The sequence below is a fragment of the Leptospira vanthielii serovar Holland str. Waz Holland = ATCC 700522 genome (assembly GCF_000332455.1).
GTDB lineage: Bacteria > Spirochaetota > Leptospiria > Leptospirales > Leptospiraceae > Leptospira_A > Leptospira_A vanthielii.
Genome location: NZ_AOGY02000065.1, coordinates 225,577 through 249,665 on the forward strand (window position 1 = coordinate 225,577; position 24,089 = coordinate 249,665).

Sequence of the window (24,089 nt, forward strand, 5' to 3'; positions counted from 1 at the left end):
TATGAAACGAATCTATCTTCTGTTGGTTTTTCTATTCTCAGTTTCTCTTGGGTCAAAACCCATTGAAGATAAAGATATCTATTCTTCTATTGTCAACTGGACAGACCTTTACATTTCCTCTTCGGTGAAAGAGACCATTCCCAAAATTGTTTTTGACGAAGAAGATCCCGAGTTCTCGGGAAAAAATACCGCCACAAGCCAGGGCAAAGCCCATTCCATGGCCCGGAAAAAAGCTCGGGAAAAACTTCGAGTACGTCTTAGCCAAAGGTTAGAATCCATTCTTTTTAACGCTGACTATACCGTGTATGAATACACCCAAGTAAACCAACAAACAAGGTTACGTTTAAATTCCTATATTGGATCAGAGAAAGAAGATTACGATTTCCAGTTTGTGAAGAATGTTTTAGAAGCAAAGGCAAGTTTACATCTCAAAGGTAAAGAGGGAATCTTAGCTCATCTTCCCGTTGAATATGGAATAGAGTCTGTTCCTGAGTTTAGTGAAGAAGTGGTGCCTGTAGAATTTTCAGGCCTGGTTGTTGATGCTCGCCATCTGAATGTGAAGCGAGCCTTATTTCCTAAAATACAAACCGATCGAGGTCTTGACATTTATTCTCCTGTCTATGTGAAAGAAGCTTATGCCATTGAAACTGGATATATTGTATATAGAGATGAACAAACGGGAAAAGGAACAGAAGCCAAAATAGGAAAAAATCCCTACTTTGTTTTGGCACTAGGAACGGCGGGAAAAAACCAAACGGATCTTGTCATTCCCACAGACGAGGCGGCCAAACTTCTTAGCCACCCCGAAACAAGAAAAAACCTTACACGTTGCAGAGTTTTGATTTTAGTTTCTCGGTAAGAGATAAAAACATTTTTTCTGCCTTTGAATAATCGCCATGAAAGAGATAAGCAAAACCCATATCTTCTAAGTCTTTGTGGCCTAAAGAATTTGATTTTGCTTCTAATTCACTGATTTTTTTATACACTGAATCATACATCTTTCGTTTCTCATCAAAGCTGGGTAGATTCAATTTGTTCGGAATGTTTTCAAAAATCAAATTGGCTTCTTTGTGACGATCCAAAAAGAGAAGTGCCATACCCACAAGTTTATGGATATCGGAATCGTTTAACAATTTCATATTGTCACGGAAAACTTTGATCACTTCATCATATCGTTTTAAGTAATACGTACAAATCAGTTCTTCTTTGACAAAAGAGTTATCATTCCATTGTTTTTTATACCTGGTGATAATTGATTTTGCATCTTCATAGGCTTCTGCGCGAAAGTAGATTTTGATCGCAGTTTGAATGATAGAAAAACAAAGAGGATTTGTTTGGGTTTTGAAATATAGATTTAGGCTATTACAAGCATCGGCCGTTTTTCCAATTTCAAAATTTTGGATTGCATCAACTAAGGGAGCAAGACTTGAAATTCCTTTGGGAGCTTTGATTGTCGCTCTTCCGGTAAGTTCATACAATGCTAAATAACCAAGATGTTGGATATAAAAGTTCTCGGGATGGCGTTTGGCAAGGACCACGACGTCTTCGTTTGATCCTACCTCATATAGATCCCAAGCTTCTTGTTCGACGGATGTATTAAAAACTTGGGTTGCTTGTTGTGCCATAAGGTACCTCTCTTTCCCTAAAAAGATCGGCCTCAAGGTAAATTTCCCGTACGAAAAATTAAGGACTGAGCCTGTAAATCATCCTTGGGAAAGGAATGCATTCCCGAATATGGGACAAACCACAAATCCAAGCAATCACTCGTTCGAGTCCCATTCCAAAACCTGCATGAGGAACCGAACCATACTTTCGAAGGTCCAAATACCAGGAATAATCTTCCGAAGGAAGGCCTTCTTCTTTTAGTCGTTCCACAATTTTTTCATAAGATTCTTCTCTTTCGGAGCCTCCGATGATCTCCCCAATTCCATCGGGAGCAATGAGGTCCGCCGAAAGGACCGTACTCGCGTCATTGGGATTTTGTTTCATATAGAAGGCTTTGATGGCTCGTGGGAAATTTTGAATGAAAATAGCAGTTCCAAAATGAGTGGTTAGGATTTGTTCCCGATCGGAATTGATGTCCTCGCCCCAAGTGATTGTCTCTCCTGCGGTTTGTAAAATTTGGATCGCATCTCCGTAATCCACTCTTGGGAAAGGTTTGGCGAGTTGTTCTAGGAGAGGTGTTGGATCGCGATCCAGAGCTTGCAGATCTTCTTGGGTTCGTTCGATGGTGGTGCGAAGGACTGTTTTCACAAATCGTTCTTGCATGTCTAAATTTCCCTCTTGGCCAAGAAAGGCGGTTTCAGCCTCGAGCATCCAAAATTCGGTAAGGTGGCGTCTCGTTTTACTTTTCTCCGCACGAAAAGTGGGACCAAAACAGTAGACTTTGGAATGAGCGAAAGCAGCCGTTTCTAGGTAAAGTTGTCCAGTTTGGGCCAGGTAGGCTTGGCCTAAGTCAAAGTATTCTGTGGAAAATAAGGTTCCGGCTGATTCTCCAATGGAGCCAGTCAGGATGGGTGTATCGATGAGGGTGTATCCGTCATTACGAAAGAATTCACGGATGGCAAAGGACAATTCAGAACGGACCCTCTGGATGGCAAGTTGGCGTTTAGATCGTAACCACAAATGCCTGTGGTTGTGTAAAAAGTCGGGTCCATGTTCTTTGGGAGTGATGGGATACTGGTGCGACTCACCCACAATGGAGAGAGAATGCAGGAAGAGTTCCTGTCCCGCTGGTGCCTTGGGATTATCTTGTAAAACTCCATGAACCACCAAAGAGGTTTCTTGTGGTAGGGCTTTGACCTGTTTGAAGATATCCTCCCCTAAAAATTCTTTTTCGGCCACCACTTGGTGAATTTTTCCATCGGTGCGCAGTTGCAGGAATTGGACGTGGTTGTTTCCTCGGAGTCCTTGGACCCAACCTTGAAAACTATGTGTGGAAGCCGGATTTTGGGAATTGGATTGTGATGGATCTAAACTTGGAGTCATGGATGGTTTTTTCTGTTTGCCAGTTCAATTTTCTCTGAAATTTTGAACTTACAGAATGAAATCTAGCATCCTATTAGACGGTAAAGCGATTTCCGAAAAAATTCGAAATCGAATCGCAGAAACATTAGCAAAAGCTAAATCCGAAGGTAAGGGAATTCCTACTCTTGCCACCATCCTTGTCGGTAACAATCCCGCTTCCGAAACCTATGTGAATATGAAGGTGAAGGCCTGTGAAAAAGTAGGCATGGTATCACGTTACGTGAGACTGGGAGAGGAGACAACCACCGAAGAGCTATTAGCCGAAATTAAAAAACTGAATGCTGACAGTTCTGTAAACGGTATTCTTTTGCAACACCCAGTCCCTCACCAAATCGACGAACGTTTGTGTTTTGATGAAATTGCCTTGGAGAAGGATGTGGATGGTGTCACTACTGTTTCCTTTGGAAAACTATCAATGAATAGTGAGGCATATTATCCGTGCACTCCGTACGGAATGATTCTACTACTTCAAGAATATGGAATCGATGTTACAGGAAAACATGCAGTGGTTGTAGGAAGATCCCCCATCTTAGGAAAACCCATGGCAATTATGCTCACGAATCTAAATGCAACGGTTACCCTTTGCCATTCGAAAACCCAAAACCTCCCAGAGTTTGTAAAACAAGCGGATATTATAGTCGGTGCAGTTGGGAAACCTGAGTTTATCAAGGCAAATTGGATCAAAGATGGCGCTGTTATTTTAGATGCCGGATATAACGTTGGTAATGTGGGAGATATTGAAATCTCGAAAGCCAAAGACAAAGCTTCCTACTACACTCCCGTTCCAGGAGGGGTCGGACCTATGACAATTTCTGTTCTTTTACTTCAAACTATGTATAGTTTTCTAAATCAATTTTCCCCTAAGTTGGATTCTCATGCCTCAAACCGCTAGTTTTGATGAATGTTTCCAGACGGTGCCCAAACTAGATCCTCCAACGGATTTGGATAGTTTTTGGAAGGAAGGGATTGCTGAGTTAAAAAAAGTCCCCATCAAAGCCACATACAAAACGGTTTTGAAAGGATCTTTTATTTGGGAATCACTCAATGATGTAAGTTTTCAAAGTATCGGCAATCATGTGTTATATGGGAAGCTGGCCATCCCGAGAAAAAGGGGAAACAGGCCAGTTGTTGTTTATTTCCATGATTATTTAGCCGTCCCTGAAGAAATTCAAAAAGGTTATTCTGATATAGGGGTAGCGCAACTTCATATCACCTTACGGGGACATGGTGAAGAAATGGTTCATGCACCCATAGATCCAACCACAGGAAAGGCTCCTATTGGTTGGACTCCGAATTATTTTGCGCATGGTCTCGACCAAAAAGAAGAGTTTTATATGCGTAAACTCTATTTAGATGTGATCCGAACCATTGAATTTTTACGATTAACCGATGGGATTGATGGCGACCAAATCATTTTACATGGGAAGTCCCTTGGATCTGCTCTTTCTGTATTTGGGGCAGCCTATTCCGATCGAATCAAAGGTTTGATTTTAGAGACACCTTCTTTTTGTTATATTGATAAAGATCAAATTTCTTTAAAAGGAAACCCATGGGTTCGGGAATTGACTCCCTTTTTAGAAAAGAGAGCCACTAAAAAAATTGACTATAAAAAGGAATTAGCTTATTTTGATGCGCTTAACTTTGCTAAAAAAATAAAAATTCCAGCTCTTGTTTCCTGTGGAATGGAAGATACAATCTCTCATCCCAAATCCACCTTTGCATTGTTTAACCATCTAAATTGTGACAAACGTATGCAGCTTTATCCCACCGAAGGTAATGAAGCAGGAAAAGACAAACAACCCCAAGCCAACTTGGAATTTGTAAAAGAAATTTTTGCCTTATGAGTTTAGTTCCCTTCGTTTTTCATAATTCTAAATCGGGGAAAAAGGAAACCTTTCGGCCAAAGGATGAGACAAATGTTACGATTTATTCCTGTGGACCTACGGTTTATAATTTTGCTCATATTGGGAACATTCGTTCCTTTTTATTTGTGGATGTTCTCCGCCGTGCTCTTTTGTTAGGTGGCTATAAGTTAAACCAATCAATGAATATAACTGATATCGATGACAAAATTATCAACGAATCGATCAAACGGAAAATCAGTGTTGAAGAATTCACAAAACCTTGGACAGAAGCTTTTTTTAAAGACTTAGAAACTTTACACGTTCAAAAGTTAGAACATTATCCTAAGGCAACCGAGTCCATTGAAGATATGGTGGGACTTGTGGAAAAACTCCAATCTAATGGTCTTGTTTATGAAAAAGATGGAAATTTATACTTTTCCATTCAGAAGTTTAGCCGGTATGGCGAACTATCTAAAATTGATGTTTCTGGGATGAAGTCTGGTGTTCGTTATGATGCCGATGAATACGAAAAGGATGACGTGAGAGATTTTGTCCTTTGGAAAAACCAAAAAACCGATGAGGAAAAGTGTTGGCATACGCGGATTGGGAACGGACGTCCTGGTTGGCACTTAGAATGCTCTGCGATGATTCGAAAAGTATACGGATCGGGTGTGGACATCCATACTGGTGGTATTGACCTCCTATTTCCTCATCATGAAAATGAAGTTGCTCAAAGTCTTGGTGCTTATCCCGAAGAAGAGTTTGTCGGAACCTGGCTTCACTGCGAACATCTATTAGTTGATGGAGAAAAGATGTCAAAAAGTAAGGGAAATTTTTATACCTTACGAGACATTTTTGAAAAAGGATTTGATCCAAATTCAATTCGTTACCATTTGATTTCTGCGCATTACAGAAGTAAGTTGAATTTTTCGTTAAATAAACTGGTAGAATCAAAGATCGCAATGGATCGGATTCAAAATACAATTTATCGTGTTTTAGAAGCTGGTAATTTATGGGATCATGTCCCGGAAGGTTTTGAAAATTGGGATTTTACGGTTCCTGAATTACAAAATATTAATTTAGAATTTATAAATTCTTTAGCAGATGATTTAAATGTTCCGAAAGCTCTTGCATCCGTTTTTGAATTAGTTCGAGTAGTAAATCAGTATTTAGATGCCAAGGATAATGCAGTAGATATATCGTTTTTAGGAGAGTCCATTCGACTTTTCTATAAAATCAATGAGATCTTTGCCGTGTTTCAATTTAAAAAGGAAATCCAGACTCTTGAAGGTATTTCAGAAGATTGGATTTTGGAACAAATTGAACTACGAAAGATCGCCAAACAAAACAAAGATTTCTCAACTGCCGACAGAATTCGTAAAGAGTTGGAAGAAAAAGGAATCCTTCTCGCTGATACAAAAGAAGGAAGAACCACATGGAAAAAAATCCAGTAGAAATACTTTTTGGGAAACGTAATTTTTTTGAATTTTTGGAGTCGTTAGACCAAGTGGCTCCCGAACGTGGAATCAAAACCATTCGGGAAGTGATTGTAAAGGACTCACTTGGAAACGAAGAAAAACAAAAGATCCGACAGTACATCCCGAATTCAATTAAATTTACGACCGTATCCACCCGGGAACTAGATAGAATTGCTTCTGATAAAAACCACCAAGGTTATGTAATCATTCGTACCAAACAGAAATCCTTTTTGTCACTTGGATTTGAACAGTTTAAACAAAATGTAAAGGTCGGCGAAGGTCCCATTTTAATTTTAGATCGTATCCAAGATCCAGGAAATCTTGGAAACATTTTGAGAACTGCTGAATGTATGGGTGTGAAACATGTGTTAATGTCTGATAGAGATACCTCTCCTATTACTCCCGTTGTAGAAAAAGTATCGGCGGGAGCTGTCCACCATTTGCAAATTTATAGAGTGGCAAACCTGATGCACGGGATGGAATATCTCAAAAAAAATGAATATTGGATTTTGGCCACTGATGAGGAAGGAGAAGAAACTATTTGGGAAACTTTACCAGAAGCTTCGCAGATGGCGGTGATCATGGGAAATGAAGGCGAAGGTGTGAAACGTTTACTTTTAGAAGAGGCAGATTACGTGGCAAGAATTCCCCTTTTTGGTTCTGTGACATCTTTGAATGTTGTAGTTGCTTGTGGTATCACTTTGGATCGGATTCAAAATGTTTCGCGTTAGGCGAAAGATTCTATCTAGTTTTATACTATTCCTAATAGGAATTTTTGTATTTCAATCCTGTATCTACGATTTTTATCGAAAGGAATTTGCTTCCGATAAGAAAAAAAACTATGAGTTGTTGATTTTAGCACTCCTTGGCCTTTTACCAAATCCAAACCAGAAATTGTTTGGATTTGCTCCTGGATTTTCTAGAAATCTTTCAGATTCACAATTTGTAACCGCAGATTATTTTCCTAAAACGGGAAAAAAAAAGTTAGTTTTGATCCATGGTTGGAATCCAGCAGAAAGAGATTCCGATCCTGTTACCAATGATGAAAAAAAAATTCAAAATATAAAGAATACTTTTTCGAATGGCTTGATCCACTTTCAAGAAGGAAGGGGATCTGCAACTAGTGATTTTGATCTTTATCTTTATACTTATCGCACTTCTAACAGTATCCTTGTCAATGGAAGGCAATTTCATTCCACACTTCGTTCTAATTTTTCTGATTCAGATCAGGTATACATCATTGCCCATTCCATGGGAGGACTCGTGACAAGAGTGGCTTTATCTCCAGAAACTGGCTCTCTTCCTTTTGTTCGTTTGGTGGTAACACTGGCAAGTCCCCAATTTGGATCCCCGTTTGCTACTCCCAGTTTTTTAAATAGTAATCCTTTTCTAAATGAATTAGGAAGTTATCTTGTGGGAACACAAGGTGGTTCGGAGCTTGCTTATACAAACCAAGGTGCAGGACAACCTCCTTTGTCGGAAGCAGAAAATCTGGTTCTCGATACACTCAATCAATCCTATCTAAGTTCCGGTCTGAATGGAAAGTTTGTCAGTTTTGCTGGAGTGATGAGTGGCTGTAATGTCGGTCAAACGGCTTATTATAATATAGGTTGTAACATTTTGAATGGCGCTGGTTTTACGCAGTCAGATGGGATTGTTCCGATCAATAGTGCAAGGCTTGGAAATTTATCTTATAAACAAATCAATATTGCAGATTGTGACCATTCCATGATGGCTTTCCAAACGATAAGCCCAGATGATGTTAAAAGTCTGAATCTTTTCACGCAAGTGATTACGGAAATTCGTAATTCACCTTTTTAATTGTTTTTGGTTTAATTTCCTGATTGGTTTTGTAAAGAACGGAGAGAAAAATACAATCCAAGTAGTCCTAATAGAAAAACGGGAAACCCAATCAGTAGATTACCCTCTTTCCAAACTAGACATTGGATCGTATACAAACCACCAAAAACAAAAGAAAGACCAGAGAGTGTTCCAAGAAGGGAGATACCTAAACGATTCTCGTAAATGGTTTGTTTCTGGTTTGGTTCTTGTTGGAAAAGACCCTTCCAAAAGAAAAAGGGAGGTTTCGTTGTTTCATAAAACCTAACTAAAACATCGCGATCGGTATTCGGTAATATATAGGTAGATAAAATCAATAAGACACTGGCTGTAAGAGAAGTATAAAGAACGGAATAAGGAAATTCTACCTTTAGGTAAACAGAAAAGAGTAAATACAAAAGTGGAGAAAGGACAAAGGCTAAAATTTCTGTCCAAGCCGAGATTCGCCAAAAAAACCATCTGACAATTAAGATAAACCCAATACCGGATGATGCTTCGAGTAAAAATACCCATGCTCCTTTGATAGTTTCCATTCCGTAGACTGCCAGGAAAAAGGAACAAATGGCTGTTAGTATTTGGACGGCATAAGATACTTTTAGGTAATACGAGTCAGACCTTCCCTTCTCTAAGATTGGTTTCCAAAGATCATTAACGAGATAGGAGGCACCCCAATTCAAATGTGTTGCCAGTGTAGAAAGGTAAGCGGCAAGGAAGGCACTGAGCATAAGCCCCATCATTCCACTAGGCATTCCTTCTTGTAGTACCATAAGAAATCCTTTTCCACTTTCGACTTCGGAAAGGTTTGGATAAAGCAGGAGAGATACTAGTGCGACCAAAATCCAGGGCCAGGGACGAACAAAATAATGGGCAATCACAAACCATAAAGAACCTTTTAGTGCAGCATCTTCATTTTTTGTAGCAAGAATGCGTTGGGCAATGTATCCGCCACCTCCAGGTTCAGAACCAGGATACCAACTAGACCACCAAAGAACGGTTAGGAGAATTAAAAAATGGTCCCAAGGGAGGGTTCCGGAAGATCCATTGGGGAAAAATAAAATTTTACTACTATCGAGTTTTGATTTTAGACCTTCGAGTCCACCAATGGTTGGTAAGTTGATAGCAAAGTAGGCAAAAAGAATACAACCTATCCAAGCTAAAAAAAAATTGAAAAACATCAATATAAGAAATACCTCTAAGGCCTGCGATCGAAGTATAGAACACACCAAATAACAGTAAATAAACGAGAATATGGGATGCGGTCCAAAGGGGGAAAAATACAGGAATAATTTTTAACATGGCTAAATTGACCCAACCAAGAATCACTAGGTTGAGTAAAAAACCGATGACAAATGCCTTGAATCCTCGTAAAAAATTTGCTTCCTTCCCACTATAACGTAGCCTTATGAGCTCCAAATCTGTGGATGCACCAGACCTCTTCCAAAGTTTCGAAAAGAAAAACACAGTCACAAACCCACCGACTGACATATACCACCAAATCCAGTTCCCGGCAATTCCTTGCCCTCGAATGATCTCTGTTACAGCAAGAGGTGTGTCAGCCGCAAAAGTCGTTGCGACCATGGCAGTTCCTGCCACAAACCAAGACAAACTACCTTCCGCTTGGAAGTATTCTTTTGTGGATTTTTGTTTGGAACGAAAACGAAGTAAAATGAGGACAATGACGACAAAAGGAAAAAGAAAAAATACAAAATCAAAAAAATGAAAAGGAATCATAGTCTCACTTTGATTCCCATCTCTTTCATTGTTTGTTTGGTTTCTTGGATGGAAAATTCGCCAAAGTGAAAAATAGATGCCGCAAGGACTGCATCCGCACCACCACGAAGGATTACTTCTGCCATATGTTCTGGATTCCCAGCACCACCCGAGGCGATGATCGGAATCGAAAGGTTTGATGTAAATGATTTCATTAGAGTTATATCAAAACCGTCTTTGGTTCCATCTTTGTCCATAGAGGTAAGAAGGATTTCTCCCGCACCCATCTCAAAAGCTTCCCGTCCCCAATCAAGGGCTTCCCTACCCGTTTCTAAACGCCCACCATTTAAGTACACTTCGTATCTTTTACGCTCTGGATGAAATTTAACATCGATAGCACAAACAATACATTGTGATCCATAAATTTCACTGGAATCTTTCAGTAATTGAGGATTTTGAAAAGCGCTGGTATTGATAGAAACTTTATCAGCTCCCTTATTCAATACAGCTTTTACATCTTCTATGGTGCGAATCCCTCCACCGACAGTGAAAGGAATAAAGAGTCTATTGGCTACTTGTTCCACTAAGTTCAGAAGGATATCTCGTTTGTCAGAAGAAGCGGTTATGTCTAAAAAACAAAGTTCGTCAGCTTTGTTTTCTTCATAAGCAACCGCACAGGCAACAGGATCACCGGCATCGACTAGGTTTACAAATTGTACCCCTTTGACAACCCTTCCGCCTTTTATATCCAAACAAGGAATGACTCTTTTGGTTAGTTCATCCATGTTAGGTGATCTCGGAAGGAAGTACCAATTTACAAATTTCTAATTCAGAAGTAGATTTGGCATAACTTAGGAGTTTTGTTTCATCAAAATGGGAGGAAGTAATTTGTAATCCGATCGGAAGCCCATTTGAATCCAGTCCTGCAGGGCAACTGATGGCAGGAACACCCGCTAAGTTGACGGAGGTAGTCAGAATATCTGCTTGATACATTTGAATCGGGTCTTTTGTTTTTTCTCCGACTTTGAATGCCGTTGTGGGTGACGTGGGTTGGAATATGATATCCACTGTTTTAAAGAATTCTGCATACTGTTTGCGAATGAGAACTCTTGCTTTCTGTGCTTTTCCGTAATAAGCATCGTAATAACCTGAACTGAGTGAAAAAGTTCCAAGTAAAATTCGACGTTTGACTTCGGGCCCAAAACCAGCGGTTCTAGATTCAGAATATAAATCTTCTAATTTTCCAGCCCCTTCTTTACGTAATCCGTATCGGATTCCATCAAAGCGGCTTAAGTTGGAAGAACATTCAGCAGTGGCAATCAAATAGTAAACAGGGATTGCATACTTTAACAAAGAAAAGTCGAGTGGAACAAGAGTGGCTCCTTTGGATTCCAATTCTTTTAAAATTTCCGTGTAACGTTTGTTTACGTCAGGTGAAAAGTTAAATTCTTCTGACTTCATCACCCCAATGCGTTTGCCTTTCCAATTCACAGAAGAAACGGAACTTGCTTCGAATGGATTTACTTTTGCTGTCGTTTGGTCTTTATGATCGAGGCCTGAGATAATTTCCATTAGGTCTGAGATCCCTTGTAAGTCATTGGAAAAGGGACCAATTTGGTCAAGGCTGGAAGCATAAGCAATAAGTCCATACCTGGACACACGACCGTAAGTAGGTTTTAGACCCCAGATTCCACAAAGTGCTGCAGGTTGTCGAATGGAACCACCTGTATCGGATCCAAGTGATACAGGTAACATAGAGGCTGCGACTGCCGCCGCCGAACCACCGCTAGATCCTCCGGGAATACGACTTGTATCAAAGGGATTTCTTGTAGTGTGGTAGGCACTATTTTCGGTAGAGGATCCCATTGCAAACTCATCCATATTGAGCCTTGGGAAAAAAACAAATCCTTTTTCTTTTAGTCTTTGAATGACGGATGCATCGTACGGGGATCTAAAGTTTTCGAGAATCTTAGAAGAACAAGAAGTGATCTCACCAGTAATACAGATATTATCTTTGATTCCAATGGGAATTCCATCAAATTCAGAAAGTAATTTCCCGGATTTTCTTCTATTGTCACTTTCTTCGGCTTGTTTTAAAATTCGCTCTTTGTTGAATTCGAGAAAAGCTTTTACCTTCGAATCAGTTCCTTCAATTCTTTTTATATAAGCAGAAACTAAGTCTACCGATTTTAATGAACCATCATTTAGCTTTGTTTTGATTTCGGAATATGTAAGAAAAATTAAGTCTTTCATGTTTCAATTACCTTGGGAACCACAATGTATCCATTTTCATAGGAAGGTGCAATTTTTGCGAGATCGTCTCTTTTTAAACCGTTCTCGGCAAAGTCCTTTCTCAATTCGTAAAAGATTTGTTCATAAATTTCATCATCACCTACACTCGTTGTGTCTAGGTTTTTGATTTCATCTACGTATTGTACAATCCGAGAAAAGTCATTTAACATAGAAGAAACTTCCGTATCCTCTATGTTAAGTTTTGCCAAGTGGGCAATGTTTTTTAATTCTTTTTCATCCATAATGTTTCCTCAGTATGCATTCCTATCTATAATTGTCTTAAGGGGGGTGAGTAAAATGATTTTGATATCGAGAAGTAGAGACCAGTTTTCAATATAAAAAATATCTGCTTCGATTCGTTTTTCGATCGAAGTATCGCCACGGAATCCTTGGACTTGTGCCCAACCCGTTATGCCTGCTTTTGCTGCGTGACGTCTCATATATTGTTGGTGTTCGTTTCTAAACTTTTCTACATAAAAGGGGCGTTCTGGTCTTGGTCCGACAACAGACATATCACCCAGTAATACATTAAAAAATTGCGGAGTTTCATCTAAGGATAATTTTCTTAAAACAGCACCCACTACTGTGACACGAGGGTCATCTTTTACTGTCCAGAGTGTATCAGATTTTTCTTTTGCTTGTACTACCATGGACCGAAATTTGAGCATTCCAAAAACCTTATTGTCGAGGCCTACTCTTTCTTGTTTGTAAAAAATGGGCCCCTTACTAGTTAATTTCACAAGTAAGGCAATGATCAGATAGAATGGGCTAAATAATAAGATAAAAAATAGGGAAAAGAAAATATCAAAAGTTCTTTTTAATACTAAGTTGTATCCCAATCTCAACGGGATGTTACGAATCGAGATAATAGGAATCCCGTCCAAAACTTCCACCCTTCCTTTTGCGGTGACAATTTCTTCGTAACTGGGAATAACTTTTAAATCAATACCATGAAAGTCTGCGATATCAATGATCTCTTTTAAAGAATCACCTTCATCATGCGATAGGGCATAGACGATTAAATCGATATTATTTTCTTCAACATAAGGCTCCAATTTTCCAGTTGTTGTAACGGTTTGTATTTTTTTGGGAGAAAGATTTTTTTTCCCAGCTACAAAACCCTTTACTGTATAACCATAGATTGAATGTTTTTTGATTGTTTCAGAAAAATTAATCGCAGATTTCCCTGTTCCAATGATAAGAACAGACTTTAGATTGAATCCTCGACTGCGTAAATATTGCATAAAGGATCGTAATATATAATGGGAAAATGAGGTAAGGATGACTGTGCAAATAGCAAAGTAACCGATGACTAGTCTTGAAAAACTTTCCCCTCGGAAAAAAAACAAAAGAGAAAGTACAACGAGTAAGTTTAAAACCACTCCCGTAACGATTGCAAATAGTTCATCAGAAAAAGACAATCCTCTGCGTGGATGGTATAAATCGATAGAGAGAAATGATAAAACCTGAGAAAAACCAAGTACAACACCCAAAATCAAATAATTTACAGGATCAATTATTTGGATTTGAAAAGCTGAATCAGGAGAAAGATAATAACGAATGATATAAGCGCATACGAAACTTGTCAGCGCTATGAAGAAGTCTGTTACAAGGAATAGGAGTTTGAAGGATTGGCTTCTTTCTTTTAACATTTGTAACTCTATTAATCGGTTAAGTCAGTGGATGTTCCATCAAGTGGACGTTTGCGGAATCTGTACAATCTAACTCTAGTGGCCTGAGCAGACGCAGAATCGCCAAAACTGAAATTGGTTAAGTTAACAGAAAAGTATACAGATTGATCATAAAAAGTCAATTGGTTGTTCATTGTGAGGCCTCCTGGCAGTGCCCGTAAATTCATACTATAACCCAAACGATATTCCCAGTTGTGTAGGTCGAGTTTCAAGGTCATCATAAACCTGTTGATATTAAAGACAGTTTTTTGCCTTTCTGTTTGGCCTTGGGCGCCGGTTCCCGCAGCTAAATCTTCCCAAATTGTAGTTTGGTCATAATTAGTTCCTGTTTGAGATGTATACATTTCCGGACTAGTATTCATTGCATAAAACTGACCTTGCGCTAGAGCTGTAAGTCGCCAAGGTTCTGTGACTCGGGAGTCAAGTTCTAATTCAACACCGGAATATCTTGTTACTTTGACATCAGTTCTAAAGAAAAATCTGTAACTATCCAAATAACTATCTTTATACACATGATACCATGTAGATCCTACTTCTAAGCTTCGAAAAGCACGAATGATTGGCCATGAAAAACCTCCCATTTTATAGGAAAGGGTAAGGTTATTTGATAGAGATCTATTTTGAGGAGTATGATGCACATAATCATTGTTAATGAATACACCGGAATAGAAGTTACGTTTTCTTTCCAAAAGACTCGGTCTACGTGTTGTAAATCCGTCCACAAAGTCAAAAAAACCACCGACTCTCACAACAGTATAATACCATCGTTGCATATTGGTAAGTCCTGGATTGTAAGAGGATGAAAATTGGCGTAAATCTCTTATCGTTCTTACAGAGATGTCCCAATCATTGAGCGCATAACTTTCTAATGCAAATTCCGCCTCGTTCTGGCGTAAATTTCCAAGGATAGGATCTTTTGCTTCTGCCTTGTCTGCATCTAAACGTCGGTATGTAGTAGATAAAAAGATTTCAGGAATACCCATTCGAACTGTATGAGATTGTCTGACATACTGATAGGATTGTTGTTTTAATAATGTGGCGTATGCTTTGTTTACGTCTCTGTCTGGACTGTTTAAATCATTTCCAGATCCGGGATACTCAACCGTTTGTTTGGTAGCACCCATATATACAGAAGGTGTAAATGACATATAAGCACCCATGGTTATTGGGGAACGAAATCCTGTTTCACCGATTACGTTGGTTTGCGATCGTAAAACAAAGTCTTGGTACTGACTTCTTGGATCCACAACCCCTGTTGTTGGATTGGTTCTTTGTTGGGGAGCACCGTAGATTCGATTGATATTGGTTTGAAAAAATAAATCCCAATAAATAGGACTGTTAGTTCCAGGAACCAAACCAATGTTACTGGAATTTCTGATTGTTACTGCTGGTAACGTATCTTGTGCTGCAAAGTATTGGTTTGCTTGGATTTGGTAAACAAGAGTTCGGCTCATCGCAATTCCGACACCCAAGTCTCCTCTGTTTTCAGTATAGTTTAAGTTCCAATTTAATAAGTTTCGGATGAGACCAAAACGAACATCTCTATAAGAGTATAATGATTGGAGTGAATTTGATGGTTGGTATCTGTTCCCAAATTCGTAGTCAAATTGGCGATTGCTATAATTTTCGTATTGGATTTGAACGTTTCTTGTGTAGTCACGCGAGAAATCATTGAATTTTGCATTCAATCGAAGGTCTGTTTTCCACCATGGATCATAGTTAACACCTGTATTGCGGTATGGCAACCCTGTATTCGGAAACATTTCGCCGCGATCTACGTTATTCGTGACTGCTACGTTTCCAATGCCACCATTACGGAACCGGTCTTCATATACAGGTGTGATTGTGTTATTTTTATAATTAGCGTAACCAAGATTGATATTGTAATTTAAAATTGGTGATACTTTCCACATCTCTAGCTGTGCGGCTTGTCCCGTTTTTTCATACATATCAAAGCGAAATTTATAACCATTGGCAAGTAGAAGACTATTCGGATAGGAATCAGACCATTGATAAGAGTTTTGCCAAAACCAACCTTGAGTATTGTTTTTACCAACTTGTGTTGTGACTCCGTTCCCTGACTCAGAATTGTATAAAACAGGAAGCCAAAACAATGGAGTTCCCCCTACCTTGTAGGAAACTCGGTATGCTACAACAGACTTGTCATCATGGATAATGATTTTTCTAGCTTGAAAGGATTCGTGAGGAAGTTCCGCATTACAGGCAGTAAAGTATCCCATCTCCAAAAGATATCTTTTTTCATCCAAACGTTTTATCTTTTGCCCAATGAAGTATGATGGGAACATACTTAGTTTGGAATTATACACAACACCTTGGTTGATTTTTAAATCGTAGATCATCCGGTCGCCATTAACTTTGGCAGTGCCGTCTTTGTATTCCACACCACCTTCAGCATAGACCTCTTGACGATTCGCATCGATGGATACCGAGTCAGCAACAAGTTCACCGGAGCGAATTTTAAGTCGCACTTTCCCACGAAGGACAAGAACCCCACCCTTCGTTTTGTCAATATTCAAAAGTTGACCTTCTGCGGCATTTTGGATTTGAATTGGTGGGCCTTTTTTTGTTTGTGAACTGAGTAATGCTTCAGGAGTTAACGCCTGTTCCTCTTCGGGAACAAGTGCCTCCCGTAGTCTTTCTCTTTTTGTATAAATGGTTCCCGATGGATTGAGTCCTAAATTTCGAAGATTGTCTTCTACTTCTCTATCAGACATGGAATCCACAGATTTTCTAACGAGTCCGCGTTGTACTTGGGCAGTAGTTTGTTTTCTTTCTTCTTCTTGAGCGTTTTTTGTAGGGCTGGATTGGTCAGGAAAAGTGAGTTTTAGCCCATTGATATCCTGCGCCAGAATTTCCATTCCGAAGAGAAAACCATAAAATAATATGAGAAAACGAATGGATTTTTGCACAGCGGGCTTTGAAAGTATAGAACGACAGTTTTACACCGGTCGAAAAAATCAATGGAAAACCAGGCAGAATTTCGAACAGGAATCTCGTATTTTATCGGAAAAAGAGGTTGCGAAACTATTCGTGTAATGGACATAATCAAATGGCTCATTCCTTGGGCATCCGGGAGTTTTGAATGGCAAAAACCTACTCTGGAGAACGTATTCCTGGTACTTTGCGGTACAATCTCAAAGTAAGAGAGGGAAGTACGGAACATTGTTTTACGGTTCCGGAACCATCGATCCAAATTCCCATGGAAGGTTTTGGACCGGATGAAAGTGCCAATCGGTTAGCCTTAGCCATCCTTCTAGATTTCACCAAAAACCCACAAACTTCGTTTTTATATTATAAGGACTTTAATTTTTTCTTAAGTGGACTTTTTTTGGAAGATAATTGGATGTTACATTCCAACCGCATTGATTTATTTTTTAAATTGTTAGAAGAAACTCCCCCGTTATCTAAATCTTTGGTGTTGGGGAAGCGCTAACGATTGTTATAGTGGCTTTATGATCGGTAAAGTAAAAAACCAAGATGAGGATTCTTCATCCCTGTACATTTTTCCCTTATGTTCGGTAACGATACTTTTTGAAACCTCTAAGGAATTCATTTGGGAAATTCCCTTCATTAGATCCTCTGCTCCATTGTCCTTGATTTGAATGAGAATATGGCTTGATCCGTCATCTTCCGCTTGTTTTAAGATGATTGTAATTTTTCTTCCAGTGGTATCTTCTCTCGTATTGACTCGAACCCTTGCATCTTGGATGAGATTGAGGAGGACTTGTTTTATTTTTTGAGGTTGGCAATAAGCAAGTGGTACATCGCCTATTTCAATTTCGCATTGGATTCCTTCTTTTAAAAAGTATTGGTGTAGGAAGGAACGAGTGTCGTTTAAAATACTTCCCAAGTTTGAATAGTTCCATTGAGAAGAAGTGGATTGTGAATAAGAAACTAAGTTTTTGATAATTTTTGCAATTCGTTCCGATTCTTCTGCAATTTTGGATGCTTTTTCACCCAATGAGGGATTAGCTAATTTTTTTGCTTCTAAAGAAATTAGATCTGCCAGATTTAAAATAGATGTGAGTGGATTATTGATTTCATGTGAAATCCCAGAGGCGACAAGTGCTATCGTCTCCCATTTCTGATTTTCAGCAAGCCTACTTTCCACATTGCGAATGTGTTTTTGCACTTGAGATTTGTAAATTGCCATTTCTACGGAAATATACAAATCACGGCTGTTAAATGGCTTGATTAAGTAACCGAAGGGTTCAGTGGCCTTGGCTCGGTTGATAGTGGCTTCGTCCGAATACGCAGTTAGATAAATAACAGGGATTTCTTTTGTTTTTTTTTATGATACTCGCGATTTCAATCCCATCCATCGGACCATTTAGCATAATATCCATTAACACTAAATCAAAGTGTTCGTTTTCAATATGTTCAATGGCATCGTTGGCATCGGAAACATAAGTAGCGTTATATCCATATTGTTTCAACGTAGAACATATATTGATCGCAATAATTCTTTCGTCCTCAACGACTAGGATCCTCTTAACGTCTGTTTCTTTGTCTGTTCCCACAACTGCTGTCATATTCTTTAAAACCGGTTTCATCTATCAAATACAATAATTAGAGTTTGTCAACAGAATCCGTACAACAAATCTCTGTATTGTGAATGAGGATTTAAACGAAGCCCAAAAATCAGTCATTTTATCACCTCCCGGCCCTGTCCTCGTCGTTGCAGGCGCAGGTACTGGGAAAACGAACACTCTTGTCAATAAATTAGCAGCTCTTGTTCAGAGTGGACTAGAGCCGAGTTCCCTACCTCTTTTAACCTTCACGAGAAGGGCAGCCAAAGAGATGTTGAACCGCGCAACGAAAAAACTAGACTCCAGGATGTTGTCCGTACAAGGCGGGACCTTTCACTCGTTTTGCCACCATTTCCTACGAAAATACTCGTTAGCTGTTTCCCTCAATTCCAATTTTACGATTTTGGATGAAGATGATGCCACAAGCCTTGTGGGTATGGCAAGAGACCAAGTGGTTTCCAAACAGTCCAAACTCCGGTTCCCAAAAAAAGAAACTCTTGCGGAGATTTTTTCCGCTTGTTTCAACCTTCAGATTTCCTTGGAAAAAGTGCTGCAAAAGGACTACCCAATGTTTCTCGGACTCACAAAAGAAATACAAGAAATCAAATCTAAATTTGTAGAATTAAAACTAAAACACAATTCTCTGGATTTTGATGATTTGTTAGATTTCACAAGAAAGATATTAATGCAAGAAGAATCTATCCGTGAACGGATTGGATTACAATATAAGTATATTTTAGTCGATGAATACCAAGATACCAATCGGATCCAGGCGCATATTGCTTGTTTACTGGCAAGTAAACATCAAAATATAATCGTTGTTGGCGATGATGCCCAATGTATTTACGGTTTTCGCGGAGCCAATGTCCACAATATGTTGGATTTTCCAAAAATTTTCCCTAACACAAAGATAATTCATCTAACAGAAAACTATCGAAGTACTCAATCCATTTTGGATTTAGCAAATGCTGTTTTGGACGAGAGTAAAGAAAACTATAAAAAAATATTAGTATCACATACGCAAGGTTCTTTAAAAAAACCAATACATACAAAGTTTGAATCCGTAGAAGAGGAAGCTACTTGGATAGCAGATAAAATTTTGGAATTGTATGAAGATAACATTCCTTTGTCGGAAATCGCTGTTCTTTTTCGAGCAGGTTATATTTCCAACCTTCTGGAAGTCAAACTAAGTGCTAAACAAATTCCGTTCCGAAAATATGGCGGAAAACGTTTTTTGGATTTAGCGCATGTGAAGGATCTTCTTGCTTACCTTCGCATCATTGATAACCCCAAAGACATCCTTTCATGGAATCGGGTTTTACTTTTAGAAAAAAACATTGGAAAAAAATATGCGCAAGTTCTTTATAAAAATCTAGAACTGAACAATTTCCAATATGATATGTTGGAAAGTTCATCCACATTTTTTTTGGGTATTCCTGAAGCAGCAAAGTCTGCGTTTCAAAGATTAGTTCAAATTTTCCAAGTAAATACGGTTAGTTTAGGAAATAGTTTGGCCGTAGTGGAAGTCGTTCTTTCTCACTACTTACCAATTTTAGAGCAGGAATATGATGATTTTGAAAAAAGGAAACAGGATTTGGATTCCTTGAAAATCTTGACAAAATCGACTGAGAACCTTTCCGAATACCTTGCAAATTTAACTCTAGATCCCACAGAAAAAAAAGATACAAGCTCTATTGATATAGAGGAAGATGAATTTCTCACACTATCCACAATTCACTCAGCTAAGGGGTTAGAGTGGAAGTATGTATTTACCATGCATTTGGTGGAGGGATGTATACCAAGTTCTCGGATCAAAACTGTCCAAGATTTGGAAGAAGAAAGAAGATTGTTTTATGTAGCAATCACTCGGGCAAAACAAGGTTTGTTTTTAACATCTCCCGTATTCTCTGATAAAAACCGATTAACAACTATCAGTCGATTCCTGGTTGATTTACCTAATCTCAGAGATTTAGTCGACGAAGAATCGACTGAAATTGCGAAGATTCATACTGAGGTAACAAAATCTAATTCGGAAAACGATCGGTTTCAGGACATCCAAAGATACTTTTTGAATTGATTTCTATCAAATCACCCTCTAGGATGGGTTCAGATTTGGGGGACGTATGAAATTATTCATTCGCAGTTTGGTTTGTGGAGTTTTTCTTTTGCCGCTATTTATGGCTTGTGCTTCACAAGACACAAAGGATGTTTCTGATCCATCTAACCAAGATTCTAAAACAAACTCAAGAGCTGCCAATCTGGAAGATCCAGAAAAAGGTGGAAAGAAGTTTGGTTGTATCGAGGGAAACTGTGTGAATGGAATCGGTAAATATGTTTATGATAATGGCGATGTTTACACCGGATCTTTCAAAAACGACTTACGAGAAGGCCCTGGAAGTTTTCTCTACTCTGACGGCGAAAAGTTTAGTGGTACATACATAGAAGATAAAAAACAAGGCCCCGGTGAATATAATTTCAAAAACGGGGACAAGTATATTGGAGAATTTCAAAACGGACAAATCAACGGAAAAGGAACTTATAGTTTCAAAGATGGTAAGTCTGTTTCGGGTGATTTTACTTCTGATGGTCAGGAAGGTATCGGTGTACTTACCGATGATGGTAAAGCCAGGAATTGCAAAATCGCAGGAAGAAAACTTCTCTGCGAATAAATATCACCTTACAATTGGCAGTTGGGACGTTTCCCTTCTGCTTTTGCCCGTTCCCATAAAACCATAGCATTCGGCATTGCCGCATTTAAGTGTTTCATTCTCGTGGCATCAGATGGATGAGTTGATAATAACTCGTTTGGTTTGTTACCACCAAGAGCACTCATATTTTTCCAAAGTTCCACACTCTGTCTAGGATCAAATCCTGACTTTGCCATAAGTTCCAAACCAATCAAATCAGCTTCCGATTCATGTTCCCGAGAAAACGGTAATAAAATTCCAAATTTTGCCCCCATTCCCAGAGCTCCTGCAATTGTAGGTTTTCCAAGGCTTTCTAAAATTTTAACTGACCCACCAGCCAATTGGTTTTGAGATACACGTTCATTTCCATGGCGAGCAATCACATGACCTATTTCATGCCCTATTACAGCTGCTAATTGGTCTTTGTTTTTTGCGATTGAAAACATTCCTGTATAAACACCAATTTTCCCCCCGGGCAGAGCAAATGCATTGGGATTGTTGTCTTTAAACACAACTACTTCCCAGGAATTTACTCCAGTTGTATCAGAGGTGACAGCTAATTGTGCAGACACAATGCAGTTTACATAAGTATTGGCGACCACGCTAGTATCGACAGGCGTTTTTGTCTTCATTTCTGAAAATGCTGAGGTTCCCATCTCATTCATTTCTGCATCTTTCACAAGTATGATTTGTTTTCTTCCTGTAGGAGAAGTGCTGCAGTGGATGAGGATTGTAAGCGTTAAAAAGTAAATTGAATTTCGAATCATTATTTTTCCTGTTGTGAATAGAATTGATGTATAAAAGGCACTACATCTTCGCTACCAATTGGTTTTGATAACCAATAACCTTGGATTTTGTCGCATTCATAAGATTTGAGAAGTTCCAATTGTTCTAACTCCTCTACTCCTTCTGCCACTACCGAATAACCAAGATCATGCGCCATATTGATAATGGAAATTAATAAAAAACTTTCTTTAGATCCTTCCTCCACATTATTAAGGAAAGATTTATCAATTTTTACAATGGATAACGGTAATTTTTCTAAATAAGAAAGGGAGGAAAATCCTGTTCCAAAATCATCTAAAGCAACCTTTACGCCAATATCAATTAAATTGGAAAGTATCGGCACTGTTTCAGAAAGGTTTTTCATTGCCAAACTTTCTGTAATTTCAACTTGTAAGGAGGTGTATGGAATCCCTCTTCTATTATGGAGGTCTACAATCCAATGGAAGATGTTTTGATCAAAAAAAACTTGTGGGCTTAAATTAACAGCTATGGAAATCGGTAGTCCTTGTTTGATTTGTACTTCTTCAATGACATTTGCAGCTTGTTCTAATACAAAACGAGTGATGGGAACGATGAGACCCGAGTCTTCCGCAAGGGGAATAAATTCTGCAGGAGAAACCATCCCCCTTTGGGGATGGCGCCAACGAACCAGTGCTTCCCAGTGACCGATTTTATTTTCTTTAAGATCTAAGATTGGTTGGTAGAAAACAAAGATTTCATTGTGCGTTAATGCTTTCTTTAGATCATTTTGAATTTCTAGTTGGAAGTGGATTTTTTCCTGCATTGCTTGGTTAAAAACTGATACAGTTCCTACCTTCTGCGATTTAGCATGAAACATTGCAATTTCTGCATTTCTTAAAAGAACATCAGCATCTTTTCCGCCAAGTCCGAAAGCCGAGATCCCACAAGAAGCAGTTAGATAGATTTCATATCCTCCGAGTGGAATGGGATCGCCTAGTCGTTCGAGAAGTCTTAATGCATAATTTACTCCTTCATCGATGGCGAGAAGATGGGTGAGTAGAATCGAAAAGTTGTCTGCACCAAGCCTTGTGATGACAGCATCAGAATCCGAAAATTGTTTAAGTCTTTCAGAAAAGATAACGAGGATTTGGTCTCCAGCATCATTTCCAAGCGAATGATTGATTCGTTTAAAGTTATCAATGTTGATACAAAATAAAATTGGATACCCTGTGTTCTTCATATTATAGGCGAAGATTTTTTGTTCAATCCTCGCAAGAAACAATGCTCGATTGGGTAGTCCAGTTAGATTGTCATAAAAAGCATCATGGGTTAATTGTTGTTCTGCGAGCTTTCTGTTGGTTATGTCATGATGGATTGCTATGTATTGAAATATGGATCCGTCTTGACCTGTAAACGGAACTATAGTTGTATCTGCCCAGTAATCACTACCATCTTTTTTAATATTGCGTATTTCACCCCGCCATACTTTTCCTTTCTGAATTGTTTCCCAAATTTTAGTCCAATCGTCTTTGGTTTTGTCTGCGGATTTGAGAATTCTATGGTTTTGTCCGATCAATTCTGAAACCGAATATCCGGTAGCTTTTGAAAAAGATTCGTTAACGTAAGTAATGATTCCATTCGCATCTGTAATCGAGACAATATTGGCTTGGTCTAAAGCAAATTTCTGGAGTTGGATTTCTTTTAAAGATTCATATAAGAAAGTCTCTGTAGTATTTTTTTCCTTTCTGTAGACAAGCTCCCGTCGTTCTCTTTCTAAAACCTCGGTTAATCGAAGAAGGTTTTTTCTATCAATTAGATCATTGACCCCAGACTTCATATAACTCAAGTTTTTCGAAAAGTCTTCTGGATCGCTAAGTAAAATGACTGGGATATCAATTTTTTTATCATTTAAGTATTGTAGGTAAATTGGAATTTCTGAATGGAATGGTTCTCTTGTGCTGCAGATGATGGCATCCCAGTCCTCTTCGTGTACAGTCGCTTCCCAGGATGCAAATGACTCCACTACTCGGTAAAGAGGACTTAGGCCGTTGGCCTTCATTTCTCTCACTAGGTCAAATACACTATTAGAATCGTTTTCGAGTATTAGAACGCTGATTGGAATGCCCATTGTATTTGCCGAACTCGGCTATCTCTCCCACTTATGTTTCGTATTTTTCTTAAAATCTCAACCTAAAAAAGATTCGAAATTTATTGGAAATTTCGT

22 protein-coding genes are annotated in these 24,089 nt (G+C 38.8%); 9 read left to right on the plus strand and 13 right to left on the minus strand.

All coding sequences use genetic code 11. The features are described 5' to 3' along the window. Position 1 precedes the first annotated feature (1 nt). Positions 2-859: a hypothetical protein gene (locus LEP1GSC199_RS16030; protein WP_002987036.1), complete on the plus strand. Its 858-nt coding sequence runs from the start codon at positions 2-4 to the stop codon at positions 857-859. Here the strand turns inward: LEP1GSC199_RS16030 and LEP1GSC199_RS16035 are convergent. Further along, entirely contained in the window at positions 822-1,625 is an 804-nt protein-coding gene (locus LEP1GSC199_RS16035; protein ID WP_002986938.1) for a hypothetical protein, read from the minus strand. The two genes, LEP1GSC199_RS16030 and LEP1GSC199_RS16035, sit on opposite strands and share 38 nt — an antisense overlap. Positions 1,626-1,683: 58 nt before the next feature. Continuing rightward, positions 1,684-2,988 (minus strand): asparagine--tRNA ligase, encoded by a 1,305-nt coding sequence (gene asnS, locus LEP1GSC199_RS16040; RefSeq protein WP_002986986.1) that lies wholly within the window; start codon positions 2,986-2,988, stop codon positions 1,684-1,686. Positions 2,989-3,043: 55 nt separating this feature from the next. Between asnS and folD the strand changes: the two genes are divergently transcribed. The 5 genes from folD to LEP1GSC199_RS16065 are packed head-to-tail and all read left to right on the plus strand — an operon-like array spanning position 3,044 to position 8,170. After that, complete coding sequence (folD, locus tag LEP1GSC199_RS16045; protein ID WP_002987049.1) at positions 3,044-3,919, plus strand: bifunctional methylenetetrahydrofolate dehydrogenase/methenyltetrahydrofolate cyclohydrolase FolD; 876 nt, start codon at positions 3,044-3,046, stop codon at positions 3,917-3,919. Further along, the gene (locus LEP1GSC199_RS16050) at positions 3,903-4,871 is read left to right on the plus strand and encodes an acetylxylan esterase (RefSeq protein ID WP_002987472.1); all 969 of its coding nucleotides are present in this window, start codon (positions 3,903-3,905) and stop codon (positions 4,869-4,871) included. The genes folD and LEP1GSC199_RS16050 overlap by 17 nt, the downstream gene beginning before the upstream one ends. After that, positions 4,868-6,325 carry a cysteine--tRNA ligase gene (gene cysS, locus LEP1GSC199_RS16055; RefSeq protein ID WP_002987021.1) on the plus strand — a complete coding sequence of 486 codons (1,458 nt, stop codon included), beginning with the start codon at positions 4,868-4,870 and terminating at the stop codon, positions 6,323-6,325. Before LEP1GSC199_RS16050 ends, cysS begins: the two co-directional genes overlap by 4 nt. Continuing rightward, a complete protein-coding gene (gene rlmB / locus LEP1GSC199_RS16060; protein WP_002987173.1) occupies positions 6,307-7,080 on the plus strand; it encodes a 23S rRNA (guanosine(2251)-2'-O)-methyltransferase RlmB in 774 nt (257 codons plus the stop codon). The genes cysS and rlmB overlap by 19 nt, the downstream gene beginning before the upstream one ends. Continuing rightward, positions 7,067-8,170: a lipase family alpha/beta hydrolase gene (locus tag LEP1GSC199_RS16065; RefSeq protein ID WP_002987343.1), complete on the plus strand. Its 1,104-nt coding sequence runs from the start codon at positions 7,067-7,069 to the stop codon at positions 8,168-8,170. The genes rlmB and LEP1GSC199_RS16065 overlap by 14 nt, the downstream gene beginning before the upstream one ends. Before the next feature lie 11 nt (positions 8,171-8,181). On the opposite strand, the gene LEP1GSC199_RS16070 is transcribed toward LEP1GSC199_RS16065, so the two are convergent. From LEP1GSC199_RS16070 to LEP1GSC199_RS16095, 7 genes are read right to left on the minus strand one after another with little or no spacing between them, the layout of a single operon-like run. Further along, positions 8,182-9,363 carry a sodium:solute symporter family transporter gene (locus LEP1GSC199_RS16070; protein ID WP_232420810.1) on the minus strand — a complete coding sequence of 394 codons (1,182 nt, stop codon included), beginning with the start codon at positions 9,361-9,363 and terminating at the stop codon, positions 8,182-8,184. Beyond that, positions 9,254-9,919, minus strand: coding sequence for an SLC5/6 family protein (locus tag LEP1GSC199_RS21895; protein WP_002987041.1), 666 nt, complete (start codon positions 9,917-9,919; stop codon positions 9,254-9,256). The genes LEP1GSC199_RS16070 and LEP1GSC199_RS21895 overlap by 110 nt, the downstream gene beginning before the upstream one ends. After that, on the minus strand, positions 9,916-10,683 hold the full coding sequence (hisF, locus tag LEP1GSC199_RS16075) for an imidazole glycerol phosphate synthase subunit HisF (RefSeq protein WP_002987141.1): 768 nt from the start codon (positions 10,681-10,683) through the stop codon (positions 9,916-9,918). Before hisF ends, LEP1GSC199_RS21895 begins: the two co-directional genes overlap by 4 nt. 1 nt (position 10,684) lies before the next feature. Next, the gene (gene gatA, locus LEP1GSC199_RS16080) at positions 10,685-12,151 is read right to left on the minus strand and encodes an Asp-tRNA(Asn)/Glu-tRNA(Gln) amidotransferase subunit GatA (protein ID WP_002987276.1); all 1,467 of its coding nucleotides are present in this window, start codon (positions 12,149-12,151) and stop codon (positions 10,685-10,687) included. After that, positions 12,148-12,432 (minus strand): Asp-tRNA(Asn)/Glu-tRNA(Gln) amidotransferase subunit GatC, encoded by a 285-nt coding sequence (gene gatC, locus LEP1GSC199_RS16085; RefSeq protein ID WP_002987181.1) that lies wholly within the window; start codon positions 12,430-12,432, stop codon positions 12,148-12,150. The genes gatA and gatC overlap by 4 nt, the downstream gene beginning before the upstream one ends. Before the next feature lie 9 nt (positions 12,433-12,441). Next, positions 12,442-13,842: an undecaprenyl-phosphate glucose phosphotransferase gene (locus tag LEP1GSC199_RS16090; RefSeq protein WP_002987356.1), complete on the minus strand. Its 1,401-nt coding sequence runs from the start codon at positions 13,840-13,842 to the stop codon at positions 12,442-12,444. Between the two features lie 11 nt (positions 13,843-13,853). After that, entirely contained in the window at positions 13,854-16,760 is a 2,907-nt protein-coding gene (locus tag LEP1GSC199_RS16095; protein ID WP_051999782.1) for an LPS-assembly protein LptD, read from the minus strand. A gap of 224 nt (positions 16,761-16,984) precedes the next feature. On the opposite strand from LEP1GSC199_RS16095, the gene LEP1GSC199_RS16100 reads away from it, so the two are divergent. Further along, a complete protein-coding gene (locus tag LEP1GSC199_RS16100; RefSeq protein ID WP_002987256.1) occupies positions 16,985-17,335 on the plus strand; it encodes a hypothetical protein in 351 nt (116 codons plus the stop codon). Positions 17,336-17,341: 6 nt separating this feature from the next. On the opposite strand, the gene LEP1GSC199_RS16105 is transcribed toward LEP1GSC199_RS16100, so the two are convergent. Together LEP1GSC199_RS16105 and LEP1GSC199_RS21900 are read right to left on the minus strand one after the other, a co-directional pair. Continuing rightward, complete coding sequence (locus LEP1GSC199_RS16105) at positions 17,342-18,055, minus strand: sensor histidine kinase (RefSeq protein WP_002987090.1); 714 nt, start codon at positions 18,053-18,055, stop codon at positions 17,342-17,344. A 58-nt stretch (positions 18,056-18,113) separates the two neighbouring features. Beyond that, positions 18,114-18,455 carry a response regulator gene (locus LEP1GSC199_RS21900; protein ID WP_232420811.1) on the minus strand — a complete coding sequence of 114 codons (342 nt, stop codon included), beginning with the start codon at positions 18,453-18,455 and terminating at the stop codon, positions 18,114-18,116. A gap of 58 nt (positions 18,456-18,513) precedes the next feature. On the opposite strand from LEP1GSC199_RS21900, the gene LEP1GSC199_RS16110 reads away from it, so the two are divergent. Both LEP1GSC199_RS16110 and LEP1GSC199_RS16115 read left to right on the plus strand, forming a co-directional pair. Beyond that, positions 18,514-20,508 (plus strand): ATP-dependent helicase, encoded by a 1,995-nt coding sequence (locus tag LEP1GSC199_RS16110; RefSeq protein ID WP_002987224.1) that lies wholly within the window; start codon positions 18,514-18,516, stop codon positions 20,506-20,508. A gap of 46 nt (positions 20,509-20,554) precedes the next feature. After that, on the plus strand, positions 20,555-21,100 hold the full coding sequence (locus LEP1GSC199_RS16115; RefSeq protein WP_002987062.1) for an MORN repeat-containing protein: 546 nt from the start codon (positions 20,555-20,557) through the stop codon (positions 21,098-21,100). An 8-nt stretch (positions 21,101-21,108) separates the two neighbouring features. Here the strand turns inward: LEP1GSC199_RS16115 and LEP1GSC199_RS16120 are convergent, their stop codons facing one another. Next, positions 21,109-21,885: a M48 family metallopeptidase gene (locus tag LEP1GSC199_RS16120; protein ID WP_002986963.1), complete on the minus strand. Its 777-nt coding sequence runs from the start codon at positions 21,883-21,885 to the stop codon at positions 21,109-21,111. After that, the gene (locus LEP1GSC199_RS16125; protein WP_039927093.1) at positions 21,885-23,993 is read right to left on the minus strand and encodes an EAL domain-containing protein; all 2,109 of its coding nucleotides are present in this window, start codon (positions 23,991-23,993) and stop codon (positions 21,885-21,887) included. The genes LEP1GSC199_RS16120 and LEP1GSC199_RS16125 overlap by 1 nt, the downstream gene beginning before the upstream one ends. Positions 23,994-24,089: the final 96 nt, after the last annotated feature.

Excerpts from the sequence above, each read along its gene's own strand:
- LEP1GSC199_RS16030 (WP_002987036.1), top strand. The coding sequence starts at position 2 with ATGAAACGAATCTATCTTCTGTTGGTTTTTCTATTCTCAGTTTCTCTT.
- LEP1GSC199_RS16035 (WP_002986938.1), bottom strand. The coding sequence starts at position 1,625 with ATGGCACAACAAGCAACCCAAGTTTTTAATACATCCGTCGAACAAGAA.
- asnS (WP_002986986.1), bottom strand. The coding sequence starts at position 2,988 with ATGACTCCAAGTTTAGATCCATCACAATCCAATTCCCAAAATCCGGCT.
- folD (WP_002987049.1), top strand. The coding sequence starts at position 3,044 with ATGAAATCTAGCATCCTATTAGACGGTAAAGCGATTTCCGAAAAAATT.
- LEP1GSC199_RS16050 (WP_002987472.1), top strand. The coding sequence starts at position 3,903 with ATGCCTCAAACCGCTAGTTTTGATGAATGTTTCCAGACGGTGCCCAAA.
- cysS (WP_002987021.1), top strand. The coding sequence starts at position 4,868 with ATGAGTTTAGTTCCCTTCGTTTTTCATAATTCTAAATCGGGGAAAAAG.
- rlmB (WP_002987173.1), top strand. The coding sequence starts at position 6,307 with ATGGAAAAAAATCCAGTAGAAATACTTTTTGGGAAACGTAATTTTTTT.
- LEP1GSC199_RS16065 (WP_002987343.1), top strand. The coding sequence starts at position 7,067 with ATGTTTCGCGTTAGGCGAAAGATTCTATCTAGTTTTATACTATTCCTA.
- LEP1GSC199_RS16070 (WP_232420810.1), bottom strand. The coding sequence starts at position 9,363 with ATGTTTTTCAATTTTTTTTTAGCTTGGATAGGTTGTATTCTTTTTGCC.
- LEP1GSC199_RS21895 (WP_002987041.1), bottom strand. The coding sequence starts at position 9,919 with ATGATTCCTTTTCATTTTTTTGATTTTGTATTTTTTCTTTTTCCTTTT.
- hisF (WP_002987141.1), bottom strand. The coding sequence starts at position 10,683 with ATGGATGAACTAACCAAAAGAGTCATTCCTTGTTTGGATATAAAAGGC.
- gatA (WP_002987276.1), bottom strand. The coding sequence starts at position 12,151 with ATGAAAGACTTAATTTTTCTTACATATTCCGAAATCAAAACAAAGCTA.
- gatC (WP_002987181.1), bottom strand. The coding sequence starts at position 12,432 with ATGGATGAAAAAGAATTAAAAAACATTGCCCACTTGGCAAAACTTAAC.
- LEP1GSC199_RS16090 (WP_002987356.1), bottom strand. The coding sequence starts at position 13,842 with ATGTTAAAAGAAAGAAGCCAATCCTTCAAACTCCTATTCCTTGTAACA.
- LEP1GSC199_RS16095 (WP_051999782.1), bottom strand. The coding sequence starts at position 16,760 with ATGGAAATTCTGGCGCAGGATATCAATGGGCTAAAACTCACTTTTCCT.
- LEP1GSC199_RS16100 (WP_002987256.1), top strand. The coding sequence starts at position 16,985 with ATGGCAAAAACCTACTCTGGAGAACGTATTCCTGGTACTTTGCGGTAC.
- LEP1GSC199_RS16105 (WP_002987090.1), bottom strand. The coding sequence starts at position 18,055 with ATGGCAATTTACAAATCTCAAGTGCAAAAACACATTCGCAATGTGGAA.
- LEP1GSC199_RS21900 (WP_232420811.1), bottom strand. The coding sequence starts at position 18,455 with ATGAAACCGGTTTTAAAGAATATGACAGCAGTTGTGGGAACAGACAAA.
- LEP1GSC199_RS16115 (WP_002987062.1), top strand. The coding sequence starts at position 20,555 with ATGAAATTATTCATTCGCAGTTTGGTTTGTGGAGTTTTTCTTTTGCCG.
- LEP1GSC199_RS16120 (WP_002986963.1), bottom strand. The coding sequence starts at position 21,885 with ATGATTCGAAATTCAATTTACTTTTTAACGCTTACAATCCTCATCCAC.
- LEP1GSC199_RS16125 (WP_039927093.1), bottom strand. The coding sequence starts at position 23,993 with ATGGGCATTCCAATCAGCGTTCTAATACTCGAAAACGATTCTAATAGT.